This is a genomic window from Xanthocytophaga flava (assembly GCF_030068545.1).
In the GTDB taxonomy this organism is placed as follows: Bacteria; Bacteroidota; Bacteroidia; order Cytophagales; family 172606-1; genus Xanthocytophaga; species Xanthocytophaga flava.
In genome coordinates this window covers 151,638-165,569 of record NZ_JASJOR010000016.1, presented here as the reverse complement: position 1 = coordinate 165,569, position 13,932 = coordinate 151,638, and the positions used below count along the sequence as shown (strand labels likewise).

At 39.0% G+C, this 13,932-nt stretch carries 12 protein-coding genes; 4 read left to right on the top strand and 8 right to left on the bottom strand.

Annotated features, from left to right (window positions below):
* Positions 1 to 91: 91 nt before the first annotated feature.
* Together QNI15_RS22520 and QNI15_RS22515 are read right to left on the bottom strand one after the other, a co-directional pair.
* Positions 92 to 688, bottom strand: a complete 597-nt coding sequence (locus tag QNI15_RS22520) for a Crp/Fnr family transcriptional regulator (protein ID WP_314033650.1) — start codon at positions 686 to 688, stop codon at positions 92 to 94.
* Between the two features lie 73 nt (positions 689 to 761).
* A complete protein-coding gene (locus QNI15_RS22515; RefSeq protein WP_314033649.1) occupies positions 762 to 2,132 on the bottom strand; it encodes a flavin monoamine oxidase family protein in 1,371 nt (456 codons plus the stop codon).
* A gap of 138 nt (positions 2,133 to 2,270) precedes the next feature.
* Between QNI15_RS22515 and QNI15_RS22510 the strand changes: the two genes are divergently transcribed.
* From QNI15_RS22510 to QNI15_RS22500, 3 genes are all read left to right on the top strand, one after another.
* Positions 2,271 to 2,927 (top strand): hypothetical protein, encoded by a 657-nt coding sequence (locus tag QNI15_RS22510; RefSeq protein WP_314033647.1) that lies wholly within the window; start codon positions 2,271 to 2,273, stop codon positions 2,925 to 2,927.
* 178 nt (positions 2,928 to 3,105) lie between these two features.
* A complete protein-coding gene (locus QNI15_RS22505) occupies positions 3,106 to 3,447 on the top strand; it encodes a hypothetical protein (RefSeq protein WP_314033645.1) in 342 nt (113 codons plus the stop codon).
* Between the two features lie 574 nt (positions 3,448 to 4,021).
* The gene (locus QNI15_RS22500) at positions 4,022 to 4,894 is read left to right on the top strand and encodes a 3-keto-disaccharide hydrolase (protein WP_314033643.1); all 873 of its coding nucleotides are present in this window, start codon (positions 4,022 to 4,024) and stop codon (positions 4,892 to 4,894) included.
* Positions 4,895 to 5,335: 441 nt separating this feature from the next.
* Here QNI15_RS22500 and QNI15_RS22495 read toward each other — a convergent pair whose 3' ends face one another.
* Both QNI15_RS22495 and QNI15_RS22490 read right to left on the bottom strand, forming a co-directional pair.
* Positions 5,336 to 5,920: a non-canonical purine NTP diphosphatase gene (locus QNI15_RS22495; protein WP_314033640.1), complete on the bottom strand. Its 585-nt coding sequence runs from the start codon at positions 5,918 to 5,920 to the stop codon at positions 5,336 to 5,338.
* A gap of 66 nt (positions 5,921 to 5,986) precedes the next feature.
* Positions 5,987 to 6,763 (bottom strand): hypothetical protein, encoded by a 777-nt coding sequence (locus tag QNI15_RS22490; protein ID WP_314033638.1) that lies wholly within the window; start codon positions 6,761 to 6,763, stop codon positions 5,987 to 5,989.
* Between the two features lie 91 nt (positions 6,764 to 6,854).
* Between QNI15_RS22490 and QNI15_RS22485 the strand changes: the two genes are divergently transcribed.
* The gene (locus QNI15_RS22485) at positions 6,855 to 8,285 is read left to right on the top strand and encodes an APC family permease (protein ID WP_314033637.1); all 1,431 of its coding nucleotides are present in this window, start codon (positions 6,855 to 6,857) and stop codon (positions 8,283 to 8,285) included.
* A 560-nt stretch (positions 8,286 to 8,845) separates the two neighbouring features.
* Here the strand turns inward: QNI15_RS22485 and QNI15_RS22480 are convergent.
* The 4 genes from QNI15_RS22480 to QNI15_RS22465 all read right to left on the bottom strand — a co-directional run bounded on the left by QNI15_RS22480 (position 8,846) and on the right by QNI15_RS22465 (position 13,838).
* Complete coding sequence (locus QNI15_RS22480; protein ID WP_314033636.1) at positions 8,846 to 10,240, bottom strand: murein hydrolase activator EnvC family protein; 1,395 nt, start codon at positions 10,238 to 10,240, stop codon at positions 8,846 to 8,848.
* Positions 10,227 to 11,027, bottom strand: coding sequence for a DUF4292 domain-containing protein (locus QNI15_RS22475; protein WP_314033634.1), 801 nt, complete (start codon positions 11,025 to 11,027; stop codon positions 10,227 to 10,229). The genes QNI15_RS22480 and QNI15_RS22475 overlap by 14 nt, the downstream gene beginning before the upstream one ends.
* 82 nt (positions 11,028 to 11,109) lie before the next feature.
* Positions 11,110 to 12,834 carry a tetratricopeptide repeat protein gene (locus QNI15_RS22470; RefSeq protein ID WP_314033631.1) on the bottom strand — a complete coding sequence of 575 codons (1,725 nt, stop codon included), beginning with the start codon at positions 12,832 to 12,834 and terminating at the stop codon, positions 11,110 to 11,112.
* Positions 12,835 to 13,172: 338 nt separating this feature from the next.
* Positions 13,173 to 13,838: a zinc ribbon domain-containing protein gene (locus QNI15_RS22465; RefSeq protein ID WP_313991276.1), complete on the bottom strand. Its 666-nt coding sequence runs from the start codon at positions 13,836 to 13,838 to the stop codon at positions 13,173 to 13,175.
* Between the last annotated feature and the right edge of the window lie 94 nt (positions 13,839 to 13,932).

Genomic DNA, 13,932 nt, shown 5'->3' with positions numbered 1-13,932 from the left:
TATTTAACATTTGGTAAAATCGATCAGGCTCTGGCAGTGCGAAATAAAGAGTCTAGATTTTTACCTATTACTATAAGTGGAATGATACCTTTTAAGGTCGAGTTGGCTGATTGTAGCTGGATTGGGAAAGATTTTTTCGTATACGACTTAGCGACTGCTGAGTAATATCCAGATAGGATGCAATATACCCTAACGGAACTCGTGCAGCTACTTCTGGCTGAAGCATTAAGAAAAGCTTATAGCGACTTGTTGCATCAAGTCCCTGGTAGGTATTACGGACTTGTACTTTTTGCAGTAACGTTTCCTGCATCACTTTCTGTATGACTTCTTTTATATACGGAACTTGCAGATACAATTCACTGAGTTCTTCTTTACCAATTGCCAGCACTTCTACATCTGTAGCTGCCTGAATGCCTTCCTGGGCTACAATCTGATTATTGAAACTATTGGTAATGGTACAGAAATAATTCTCTTTTAAGAAAAAATGGGTTATATCATTTCCTTTTTCAGAAACTGATACAATACGTAGTATACCATTACAAATGAAATAAATCTTTTTGCAGATCTGATTGACAGCAGAGAGCATTGTCCCTTCTTTAAACTGTAGACGTTCAAATACACCTGCAATCAATGATTCATCCTCTTTCGAAATCGGTTTATAAGATTCAAGATACTGTATAAGTTCCATACTCGCTTTGAAATAGAACACTTTTGTAAACAAATATAGGTATCTTTAAGAAAATAATCATAACCGATTCCTTCTATCCAAGCAACGCCAATGCTGCATCTTCGCCTGTCTGAATAGCGCCTTCCATAAATCCTTGCCACTCAGCAATATGCTCGCCAGCAAAAACAACATGTTTGAATGACTGAGCAATTGCCTCCCGAATGCCATACCATTGATTTACATCATAAATGGCATAGGCACCCTGAGTAATGGCATCATCGGCCCAGTAATAGTAAACGGCTGTTTCAGCCAGAGATTCAGTATCACCAAAAGCAGTATCCAAAGCCTGACAGATCCGTGAAATCTTTTGTTTTGTTGAAAGTCGTGAAAAAATATGTGCTTTATCGCCAATGGTATAAGAGGTCAAAACACCTTTGGGGCCAGGTTGATTTTTGGTAGTATGAAAGAAATAATGAGGCAAGGTATCACTGACAATACTTAGTGCTTCGTCCTTCCAGAAGCGTTCTGTAAATAATACTGACGATTTGATAATTCGTGCATACTGTAGTTGCTGTAGAGCTTCTATCTGTAACTCTGGCAGCACAGGATTCCATTGAATGTCCAGCACTGCTACAGCAGGCAGCGTACAAATTAGTTTATGTCCAGTATAGGTAGTTCCATCCTTACAGGTAACCTTTACCTGCTTATTGTCCTGATAAACATGTGTTACTTTTTTATTCTTCAGTATTTTATCAGTGCCTACCTTCTCAGTTAGCTTTTCAATAAGCTGAGTATTCCCTCCTTTTATCTTAAAGTCCATTTCATTATTTGGGCTTGAGCCTGCATATTCCGAGATACCAGAATACGCCGATACATTTCGAATGGATTCTCCAAAATCTGTACTGTCATTGAGTTCGCGTATCTCCAGTTCACGATCCGGAATACCCTGGCTAACCAGATATCTCCACCAGTCAATTTTATCCAGCCGCTTTTTCTCTTTTTCACTTTTAGTTAGAAATCCTTCCAGTAGCCCTTTGTATTTCTTATCCCATGCTACATCTGGCTGATAGGTATCAGGGGTAGTATATTGTCCCTGCAAAAGAGAATAAAACCGAAACGAATGATCCTCTACTTCCAGGTCTAACTCTTTACAAAGGGCAAGTAAGCGTTTGTGAGAAGCGCCTACCCACTCAGCTCCCAGTTCCACATGTAAGCCAGTATCTTTATCAATTGTATGTGTCAGTATCCGTCCACCTGTTCTTGATCTTGCTTCCAGCAGGGTATAAGCGACCCCTCGTTTTTGTAACATGTAGGCGGCAGACAGACCAGAAACGCCTGCACCCAGAATAAGTACATGGTCACCTTTTTGAATAGGTGTAACATTCTGGTAAGCTTGTGTAGAGTGAGAAAGCAAGGCTCCAGTAGTTAGAAAGCCTGCTTTTCTTAGAAAATTGCGACGTTGCATTGACAACAATAAGTCATGGACAGAGTTTTTATCTTAAAATCATATAGGTTTGCAGGTATTCTCTAAAAGTCAGGAACAATGTATAGTTGTTCTACCTGTATTGGTATACAAAAGATAAAAATGTAAATCTGTTATAGCATGAAATCTGAAAGACGAGGTATTCTTCAAACTATAAAAAGCTTTTTCACTATTTACCTGGTCACCTTGATTGCTTGTACCTGTCTCTATGGTCAGAAATCTAATGATTATTATGTATCTGTATCTATGGAAGACGATCTGCCTAATTGCAGGCTAAAGTTTATCAGTGAGTCAATCATTGAACTCAGTACTATTCCGCACCAAAATCAAGAACAGGTCAAAAAGACTTTCATGTATACTACTCACGGCAAAACTATCGAAATTTCACCAGGCAATTTAAATAGCCAGGATAGCCTGAGTTTAATGAACTCCAGGCTCATGTATTTTATTAGTCCGTCTGCCAATCTGACTAAGATAGAAGGCGGTTTTATTGACTATCCCAAATCACTTATCTATGTCCGTGAAAAAGATTTCAGCCAAAATCCGGATCTGACCTATATCATTGATGGCAAAATCTATGTGCAGGAGATAAGCATACCTGCTAAAAATGGTATAGTAGAAAAAAGGCCCAGGAAAAACAAAGCGCTTCAGGAAAAGCTGAAATCTATAAAAGAACAACCGGAAAAATATACTATTGAGGTTGTAAAAGGTTTGGAAGCGTATAAACGATTTGGGATAAAAATGGTGTTTGGAGTAATTGTTATCACATCCCAGTAGAAAGAATTAAACAAGGCTTATAGTATTGCAATTTCCACTAAAACAAATGTCTCCAAAAAATCTCCGTTAACTGACAACCATTTAAGCATACTGAGTGTCAATAGGGTATAACAATTTTAAAAATCTGAAATATACCACGCTCATGAAATTGTTTCTACTATTTTTCACATGCATGACTATGTTATTCGTATCATGCCAGTCTATTGACGGTATAAGCCCTGAATCCAAAAGATCGACACCAGCTTGTGGGGTAAATAACCCTGTAGAGGATCTACCCTGGCTCAAAGAACTAATCAAGAATTCCAATAGAGATCCGGAAAGTCCTTTCTGTGTATTACAAAGTGTTCAGCAAGGTACCTATGAGGGGCAAACTATTTATTTCCCTGTTTTGTCAGGAGCGCTTTGTTGTACATGTGCCGGAGTATCTGCTTATAACTGTCAGGGAGATTTAGTTTTTGGCTGTGATATGGATGCTACATCTAAAATTACAGACATCAAAACAGTATGGACACTGAAATAATATACCTATTCTATTGCTTCTTTTACATGAGTCATCCTAAATTTTGGATATGAGTAAAACCCAAGCCTATGTTTTTGAAAATTGTGTAGGCTTGGGTTAATTTTTGGGAAATCTCTCTTTCTACATTTGTTTATAGTCCCTTACATCACTCTTCCATTGACCTCTTACTTTTATGCTTGCCCAAAAAAGGACAACAAATGAGAATTTGTTGGGCCAGGATGTGTGCCAGCCGCAAAAAAAGGCACTTTCCTCCGATTCTTCCGCCCGCAGGCCAAAGGCCAACCTCGCGGAGAAAAGATTGCCAACGCACCTACACCACCTCCCACGATTGAAGTAGACACCACTCTCTTTGTGACTCCTTTACTTCTTTTCTTTTAAAGGATGTGATATCCTTTTCCTCAAAACTTGGGATGACTCATGTTTCTATTGATAAATGGAAGGCAATAAAAGCCACTCTGCCAGTAATGACACAAATCAATAAAACTACCGTTTTATGATGAATTTATACAAATAATCCCCTCTATCGATCTGCTACCTTTGGGCTTTTATCTATTTAACCCATTTTATAGGTAGTATGAAATATAGCCTCTTTTTTCTTTTAATCTTAGTAATTATCTGGGTTCCTTCATTCAAGCCCAAAGACCAATGGACACCGTTATTAGATAAGAAGTTGTCTAATTGGGAGATATATCTAAGCTTTCGTCATGCGCGTGATTACAAAGGTGACGCCCCAAAAGACGAATCCGGTTCGCTGATCAAACCAATCGGATACAATACCAATGAAAAAAACGTCTTTTCGGTGATAGAAGAAAAAGGCGAACCTGTATTACGAATCAGTGGAGAAATCTATGGGTCGGTATTTACCAAACAGGAATATGAGAATTATCACCTGAAACTCAAAGTCAAATGGGGTGATAAAAAGTACGAGCCTCGTACAGAGAAACTACGGGATAGTGGCATATTGTATCATTCGGTAGGTGAAAGTGGGGTGGATTACTGGAGAGCCTGGAAGTTATCACAAGAGTTCCAGATTATGGAAGGTCATATAGGTGATTACTGGAATATTGCTAACTCTGCCATTGATATCCGGGCATTTTTGTCAGAAGGAGACATGAATAGTGTAGCTAGTACTACTCAGTCATTTTTACCATTTGGTACAGGGGTACCAGGACGTGGTTTCTGCCTGCGTAGCGAAAACTATGAAAAGCCAAACAATGAATGGAATACACTGGAATTAATCTGTTTTCAGGATAAGAGTCTACACATTGTGAATGGCCATGTGGTGATGGTTCTCCAGCATTCACGATACATGGAAAACGGTAAGGCAGTGCCTCTTACCAAAGGCAAGATACAGTTACAGAGTGAAGCAGCAGAAGTATTATTCAAAGATATTCAGATACGAAAAATTCAAGCGATACCTACTGAGTATGCCACTCTTTTTCAATAGAGGAACAAGAGCATACATATCTTTCTAAAAAAATATATGACTCATCCCGAATTTTGAATAAAAGACGTATCTCTTGTTAAGAAACAAAGGCGCTACAAAGAGAGCAAAGATAACTTCAATCGTGGAAGGTAGTGTAGGTGCGTAGGGATAAAAATTCCGCGGGCCTAGCGTTGGCTTTGCGGGGTGAAGCTTTGGAATTTTTTGTCCTTTTTGGGGTACTTTTTTGGACAAGCAAAAAAGTACCATGCCACAAGTAGAAGGCTGTAAGTGACAATAAAGAAACGAAGAAAGGGGATCTCAAAAATTAACCCAAGTCCATACTTTTCAAAAGTATAGGCTTGGGTTTTACTCACATCCAAAATTCAGCATGACTCTGTCTGGACTTGTGATTATAGTTAGTAATCATTCTGAATCACTACATATACACTCAGAGATAAAGCCTTATTTCTGCATTGTTTGTAGGAACTCAATTAGTTTCTGTACTGCTTTTCCCCGGTGACTGATACTTCCTTTTTCATCCAATGTCATTTCAGCAAAACTTTTCTGATAGCCATTGGGCATAAAGATAGGATCATATCCAAATCCTCCTGTACCCTGCTGACGTTCCAGAATAAGACCTTCAATTCTACCTTCGAACAAATATTTTTCACCATTAATGATAAGGGCTATACAGGTACGAAAATGAGCATTGCGATTTGCTTTTCCCTGAAGCTTCTTCAGTAGCAGATCCATATTGTCATTGGCATTGCGTTGTGGACCCGCATAAAAAGCAGTATTTACTCCTGGTTCACCATTAAGGGCTTCTACTTCAATGCCAGAATCATCTGCAAAACAACTTACGCCAAAATGTTCCCATACATATTCTGCCTTCTCAAAAGCATTTTCTTCAATGGTATCATGTGTTTCAGGAAGTTCTTCATAGCAGCCGATCTCCTGTAAACTGACAATGTGAAAATTATTACCAACAAGTCTGGAAATTTCCTCAATCTTGTGGCGATTATTGGTCGCAAAACATAGCTGTATCATACTATTCGGGGGATCTTTTACCCGCGAATCTACACATCCTTTGGAGAACAAGAAAGAATGTAGTCATTAATCATTGCCACATTGATAATTATAACTACAACTGTAGGCACCTGCATTACCTGTTACGTTATATTGTACAGGCACCTGAGTTGAACTATAAGTATAATTTACACTACTGGTGAAACGTGGATTTTCCATATCTTCTGCATAATAGATGGAATATCCTACACAGTTATGAAGGCTGTAAGCACCCACCTGGTCAGCTACTTCAAAAGGAGTAAGTAAAGAAGAAAGTACAACCCATTTCAATATAGCATCGCTTTGCCAGGGTGTATTGTTAGTGTCATAAAGAAAGTTACCCAAAGAAAGGACTTCTTTTACTGGCGGAGCACCTGGAACTGGAACAGAAGATAATGCTTTGGTAAACACTTTGGACAGATTGCCATTTGTATCGTATTCAAAACGCCGATATGAGCTTATCTCTCCAGTAAGCTTCTGAACCATGACCAACCGGTTCTGATCGTCATAATTGAACTGATAGTCCATTGCTTCTGTGATGTTCCCTTTACTATCTGTTTTTACAGCATAGGTTGTTCCTGAATGAACTGCCTCAACAGAAGCCAGATATCCATCTGAACCATATTCAAACGTATAACTACCTTCTGGAAAATCCAAAGATTGTAACTTTCCATCTGTACTTGAATAATGAAAAACCACATTATTATATTGTGTCATCTGACAAGTAGCAGCGGATCTCACAGTGCTTTCCTGTTCCTGCTCCTGACACGCACTGATCCCAAAAACGATCATCAAAAAAGCAGGGAAATGTACAAGTCTTTTCATGATAGGTCTTAACTTTAGGTGTTTCAAAACTTTCCAGCTACAATCAGCAGTCACATTCATCTGTTAAATTTCCGTACCAAGCAAACCATACATGCAAACCACTACCAAAACTCAGGGACATCTGGTCCGCTCTTTGGGATTATTTTCCGCTACCGTTCTCGTTATTAGTTCTATCATTGGCTCTGGAATATTTAAGAAGGTGGCTCCTATGTCTGCCGAACTTCAATCACCTGGCCTGGTACTATTTTGCTGGTTGCTTGCGGGAATAGTCAGTTTATTTGGCGCTTTGAGTAATGCAGAAGTTGCCAGTTTGCTAGCCGATGCAGGAGGAGAATACGTCTACTTTCGGACAATCTATGGCCGCTTGTTTGCGTTTCTGTACGGCTGGTCTTGCTTTGCAGTGATTCGTTCAGCATCTATTGCTTCAATTGCGTATGTTTTTTCACAATCTCTTAACAGTTTATGGACATTACCTACTTTTTCACCTGAGGTAAGCCAACTATCGCTGTTTGGAATTTTTCAGCCTTTCGATAATATAGGTGTCAAGCTAGTAGCAATTATTCTTATCTGTTCGCTTACCTGGGTAAACTACAAAGGATTACGTTTTGGAGAAGGATTAAGTAACATTGTAACTGGAACAGTAGTAGCCTGTATTGTATTGATTGTAATAGCCGGATTGACCATTGGAGGAGGTTCCTTTACAAACATTCAGACACCAGCCCCTACCTATGTGAGTCGCTCATGGACAGATCCTTCACTCATTAATATTCTCTTTACAGCTATGCTGGCTGCCTTCTGGGGATATGAAGGATGGAGCAGTGTAGGGTATATGGGCGGAGAGATTAAAAATCCAAACCGAAATATTCCCCTGGCTCTCACTTTTGGCGTTTTAGGTGTAATTCTGATCTATCTCGCGGTTAACTTCACCTATCTGTACGTTTTGCCAGTTACAGATTTTATTCAGATACATGAATCTAAAAATACAATTGCAGCCGTAGCTGTTGTCAAACACTTCTGGGGTACTACCGGAGCTTTACTAGTATCTATACTTATTCTCATCGCTACCTTTGGCTGTACTAACACTACCGCACTAATGGCCTCTCGGCTATATTACAAAATGGCCAATCAGGGATTATTTTTTCGCAAGGCTGATTATATTCATCCTGTATATAACACGCCCTCCTACTCCCTACTAATACAGGCTTTCTGGGCATCTATGCTTGTATTATCGGGCAGCTTTGATCAGCTTACTGATATGCTGATCTTTGCTTCTTTTATATTTTATGGAGCTACTACATTGGGAGTGTTTGTTCTTCGTTACAAAATGCCAGATACTCCTCGTCCATATAAAGTAATTGGTTACCCGGTTATCCCAGCACTCTTTATTATATTCTGTATTGTACTCATTGCAAATACATTGATAGAACGTCCACGAGAAGCAGGTATTGGCTTGTTTCTGATTCTTACAGGCTTGCCATTTTATTTTTACTGGACACGAAACAATAAGTCCACTTCAGTATAGCCTGTTGTTTCATGCTTCTACAAATATGAATTATCCCAGATTTTGAGTAAAAGACTATCGCATCCTCTAGAAAAAGAGAAGCAAAGGAGTTACAAAGAGAGTGGTGTCTACTTCAATAGCGAGTGGCCGTGTAAGTGCGCAGGGCTTCTTTTCTCCGCGAGGTTGGCCTTTGGCCTTGCGGGCGGAAGGATCGGAGAAAAGTGCCTTTTTTTGCGGCTGGCACACATGCTGGCCCAACAAATTCTCATTTGTTGTCCTTTTTTGGACAAGAAAAAAATGAAGAAGCCTGTGGAAGAGAAATGAAAGGGAAAATAAACCAACTCAACTAAAGAGATATCTAAAAATAAACCAGCGCCTATACTCTTTTCAAAAGAATAGACGCTGGTAAAACTCACATCCAAAATTCGGGATGACTCAGGTCAGGTATTGTATATGTTTTCCCATCGTTGGTGTTATCACCAACGAGTTGTATCCCACCGTTCAGGTTGGTGATAACACACAACCTGGGGGATGACATCTTTTGCTCAGCATTCGAAATGACTCATGTATTGTATATGTTACTACTTGTCTTGTAGCCAGCTTTCCGGATTTAGCTTTTCCTGATTATGCCATATCTGAAATTGCAATTCGGAAGTACCTTCTCTGTCTGTATATACCTGTCCAATAATTTGTTGTGCTTTTACCTTCTGTCCACGTTCTACATTTACCTTTGCCAGCTTGGCATATACAGTCCAGTACTCATTGCCATGTTTCAGCATAATTAGTTTGTGCATTCCCGGAATATCCGTGATAGTGGCAACCTCTCCATCATATACTGCCCGTACTTCTTCCCCTTTATTAGTTTGTATATCTACTCCATGATGCTCTACTACTACATTTTTCAATACAGGATGTGACTGACGGCCAAAATGGCTTGAGATAAATCCTGAACTTACGGGCCAGGCTAACTGTGACTTGGCACCTTCAAATGTGGATGATATTGTCGCAGAAGTTGAAGCAGCAGAACTTTCAGATTTCGTAGCTCCTTTTTTAACAGTTGCTCTTCGGCTATTTGCCAAGGCTTCTCTGGCTTTTTCACGTTCGGCAGCTTTCCGCAGCTCTTCTGCAATTACCTCTGCAATGAGTTTTTCCAGTTTGTCGACAGATTCTTTCCTTTCTGCCAGTTCTACAGAAAGTTCCTGCTCTTTCGCATTTAACTTGGCAACCACATCATTCTGTTTATCTTTCAGTTTCAGCAAACTTTTATTTTCTTTTAACCGGACACCCAGCAGATTGTGTTTTTCCTGTTTTTTAGTGTCCAGTGCTATCCTTTGTTCTATCAGAGTCTTTCGTACAGCTTCAATCTGCTTAAGTTGTACCTTTCTTGCTTCTGAATACTGTTGCAGGTATTTCATGCGCATCAGTAACTCTGTAAAGCTTCCGGAAGAAAACAGAAACAATACCTTATTATAGCTATTAGTAGTTTTGGAAGCCGCATACAACATAGCAGCATACTCACGTTGTAGACTGGTAAAGTTATTTTCCATAGTTGTGAGTCGTTGTCCCACATTGCCAATCTCTTTATCCAGTAAAGTTAGTTCTTCTGATATTTTATTGATAAGTCCTTGTTGTGTAGTGATTTGCTCGTTTAAGGCAGTTAGCTGTCCCAAACTAGCTTGTTTTTCAGCACCTGTTTCCTTAAGGATACGGTTAGTCTCTGCTATTTTAGCTAGATTCTGTCGCTTCTCCCGTTCCAGTTGAGAGCGTGTTTTCTGTGCTAGTGCACCCTGTATAGTTGCCAGTACTACAAGCAGGCAAGCAAATATTTTTAGAAGATATTTACCAGTAGGGTCCATAAATACAAATGCCTTCTCCGGATGGGAAGGCTTAAAAAAGGCGATAACTAACCTGTATGCCTGTGGCAATAAAAAAAATGATAATCCTTTGAATATTAACGAGATACTATTTTTTACCATTTCTTCGGTTGGCAGGCGGATTAAACGGAAATTTGAGTTCCTTATCGGCCACATCCGCTTTTGTATATTGAATAGATACTACTGTATTATATATACCCTGTGGTGATTTGTATTGCAAAGATATATTACTATTAAATGGAAACAAAACGTCATTGATCAGAGTAAAATTCTCATAGTCAAGAGATAGTGAGTTATTGGTAGCAGGTTCAATAAAGAGAGCCTTTTTTAGCTTGAAGTTCTCTATACTTACATAGTTATCTACAATAACTGAATCTTCTTTCTGACGTAACAGATAATAGTCCTTATCTTTCATCACCTTTAGCTTCTCTTTCCGATTTTTGGCAATAGGTAGATTACCAAATATAGCAGCCTGGATAATATCAAAAGAAAGATTAAAGTTGAATCGTTTTCCAAGTCCTTTGAAGTCATATACTTCAAAACTATTATTCATCCTATCTATTACATAAGCTGAATCACGGGTAATCAATACGCGGGCACCTTCAATGCCTAATTTACTGATAGACATCCAGATAAGGCTATCCCTTTTGATACGTAAATCTACAGTAGCCGTCTGATTGGCTACAGCGTCTGCATAATTGATCTTCGCTTTTGCTTTAAAAAACTGAAATTCAATTTCGCTTACATTTACTCTGGGATCGTCATTTTCATGCATTCCGGCAGAATCAGATGTAGGATTGCTGGAAACAGGCTTCACTCGTTTACCACATGCTACCAGCATTAATGCACAAATGACAATAGGAAATATTTGTCGGATATATATATACATTAGAAAAAAGCTAACAACCCTCTTACTCCTGAAAGGATCTTACTGTATGGTTTATATATAATTAAATAAAAATTGTACCTGCTTACTCTACCAGTTTCCGTTGAGCAATTTTTTTGTCAATCGTTTCAGTAGTCTCACCTGCTTTTTTGGCTTTCATCCATATCTCTACAGCTTTTTCTGTTTCTCCCAATTTATAAAGCACATCTCCATAGTGCTCAAGAATTGTTCCATTATTGCCATCCTTTATAGCAAGTTCCAGATATTTTTTGGATTCCTTGTATTCTTTAAGCATATAAAGTACCCAGGCGTGTGTATCAATGTAGCTTGCATTGTCAGGATGTTTATCCATCAGTCGCTTACTCATCTCTTTTGCCTTTTCCAGCTTTTGCTTGCGCAATGATAGATAATAACTATAATTGTTCAATACCGAACTGTTATCCGGATCATTTGCCAGGACTTCTTCATAAGCAGCATCTGAACGAGTGTATTCGCCATTTCCATTGTAGGCATCACCCAACATAGAATTGTAATCATTCAGTAGCTTTTGATCGCTGGATGCCAGTTTCTTTCCTTCTTCAAGTGCATCTACTGCTTTCTGGTAATTTTTTCTTAACAGATACGCATATCCATTAAAGAACCAAAACTCACCCTGATTAGGAAACAATTCCAGTGCCTGCTCAGAATGTTTGATTAATGAATCAACCTGATTTAATTCGGCATCCAGTCTCAGGAGATTGCTCCATACTTCATAGATAGAGTTGTCCAGACGAGAAGCTTTGCTGTATATAAGGCGGGCATTTTCCTTTTGATCGTTCATTGCCAGCAAATCACCATATACGGCATAGGCTTTGGCTTCCATAGGATGGGCCTTGATGATCAGATCCGCAAATTTCAGTGCCTTTTTTCTGGATTCCTGGTCACGATGTGTCTGAATATAATTTGCAAGGATCTGCACTTTTACAGAAGCTTCCAGATCTGAATTGCCAAACGCCTTTTCAATTTCCTGATCCGCTTCCTGCACTTTTCCCTGCTGTCTGTATATATCAGATAATATCAAATGAGCTTGTGAACTTGCCTCACTCCCTGATGCTACTTTTTCAAGTAGTGGAATTGCTTCATTGGTACGCTTATTAGCTGTATAGATTTCTGCTAACAGCAATGCATATCGGGGTTCATCCGGAAAACTTTCGACCAGTTTTTTACCTTCACTGATGGCATCATTCAAATGGTTGGTCTTCAAAAAGATCTGTTGTTTCTGACGGCTTATTTCTTCTGTAATTCCGATTCGTTTTTCTATCTGGTCATACGCTTTGATCGCATCGTCATACTTTCCCTGTTGAAGATACAGGTTAGCCAGTTCAATATAGGATTCAGGGTCGTTTGGTTCTATTCTCACCAATTCCTGATAAGCTTTAGCAGCTTGAGGATATTTTTTATCACGTGTATAAAGATCAGCCAGTAAGATATAATAGTACTTGTTCGTACTCACCAGTTTAATAGCTTTTTCCGCATAGGGAATAGCATCCTGAAAAGATCTGGTTTTTGCTAATGCCTGAGCAATGGCATAATTGGTCCCTGCATTTTCTGCATTAATCTCCAGAGATTTCTGAAAGTAATCTACTGCTTTTGTGTAATTGTCCAGCAAATAATACTTCATACCTTCTGTAAAGTAATATTCTGCCTGGGCAAGTTCACTCTGCCTATGAGTCTCGTCTTTGTGACGACGATTTTTCTGTGCGAAAGCCGGACTGCACAAGTAACTGAAAAATACAACCAGTGCTACAATCCGAAAAGAATGAGAAGACATTGTTAAAAGAAGCTGATTAAATGAACCCAAGTTTTACGAAAACCACTATTTTGCTACAATTTGATGGGGCATTTCTTCAAATATACAACAACAGCGCAAATAAACGAATAAAGAAGGAATTTTATATTTTAACGAAGCCCGAATTATTTCATTGTCATTTTTATAGAAAAAACCAATTCTTTCTCAGGCGAATACAACGGATGATAAACATCAGAAAATTAAACTCTTCCAATAATTACAAACATCAGGAAGGTACTGAAATCAGCAGATAGGTATATAAAAAAATACTGTTCTGAAATAGATTTCCAGAACAGTATTTACGGAAAAGTGTATTTTAATCAAAATAGCTTATTTCCACAACCGGCACAAAACTTCTGGCCTGGCTGAGTAGGAGCACCACACTCAGAACAGAATCGCGACTGATTCTCTGCTTGTGGTCGGGCAAGTGAATTAGGAGCACCACATCCTGGACAAAACTTGTCAGCGGAAGTAAGCTTGGTATTGCAACTAGTACATTGCATTACAGCTGTTTTCTCTTTAAAGTTTATATGTTCTGTATAATTTTGCTCCCGCGTTTTCTGGTAAATCTGTTCAGAGGTTGCCTTTGCCTGCTGAGCAGCTAGTTCTTCTTTTTCATCGGGAGCACATTCTTCACACAGACCCGCAGAATGATTCCAGCACACATCCGGACATACCCATTTGCCACACCGTGAACATTGTTTAAAATACTGCTTCCCCTCCTGAACTGCTTTATCTAAAGCTTCATCATGTGCCCTTCCTCCTACTGCACGTTGCATCTGATAGGTAGCATCTCCTACCTGACCAAATATTCCTCCAAATAAACTTCCGGCAGCATTCAGCAGACTTCCTGCCATTCCCAGTGCATTTGTCTCAAAGTGTGACATGTGGCCATTTCCACATTTGTCACAATGAAATTTAAACTGGAAACCTTTATCCGTAGAGAGATCGTCGTAATTGCGAACAAATTGAATCATTTTACCCATGGTTGTAAGAATTAATAGTGGTAATGGTTCTGAGAGTAATACAAAATCTACCAAAGCTAAAGATCATCACAATTATTAATGGACAATCTGTGAT

Coding starts and splice junctions, on each gene's coding strand:
- QNI15_RS22520 (WP_314033650.1), bottom strand. CDS start 688: ATGGAACTTATACAGTATCTTGAATCTTATAAACCGATTTCGAAAGAG.
- QNI15_RS22515 (WP_314033649.1), bottom strand. CDS start 2,132: ATGCAACGTCGCAATTTTCTAAGAAAAGCAGGCTTTCTAACTACTGGA.
- QNI15_RS22510 (WP_314033647.1), top strand. CDS start 2,271: ATGAAATCTGAAAGACGAGGTATTCTTCAAACTATAAAAAGCTTTTTC.
- QNI15_RS22505 (WP_314033645.1), top strand. CDS start 3,106: ATGTTATTCGTATCATGCCAGTCTATTGACGGTATAAGCCCTGAATCC.
- QNI15_RS22500 (WP_314033643.1), top strand. CDS start 4,022: ATGAAATATAGCCTCTTTTTTCTTTTAATCTTAGTAATTATCTGGGTT.
- QNI15_RS22495 (WP_314033640.1), bottom strand. CDS start 5,920: ATGATACAGCTATGTTTTGCGACCAATAATCGCCACAAGATTGAGGAA.
- QNI15_RS22490 (WP_314033638.1), bottom strand. CDS start 6,763: ATGAAAAGACTTGTACATTTCCCTGCTTTTTTGATGATCGTTTTTGGG.
- QNI15_RS22485 (WP_314033637.1), top strand. CDS start 6,855: ATGCAAACCACTACCAAAACTCAGGGACATCTGGTCCGCTCTTTGGGA.
- QNI15_RS22480 (WP_314033636.1), bottom strand. CDS start 10,240: ATGGTAAAAAATAGTATCTCGTTAATATTCAAAGGATTATCATTTTTT.
- QNI15_RS22475 (WP_314033634.1), bottom strand. CDS start 11,027: ATGTATATATATATCCGACAAATATTTCCTATTGTCATTTGTGCATTA.
- QNI15_RS22470 (WP_314033631.1), bottom strand. CDS start 12,834: ATGTCTTCTCATTCTTTTCGGATTGTAGCACTGGTTGTATTTTTCAGT.
- QNI15_RS22465 (WP_313991276.1), bottom strand. CDS start 13,838: ATGGGTAAAATGATTCAATTTGTTCGCAATTACGACGATCTCTCTACG.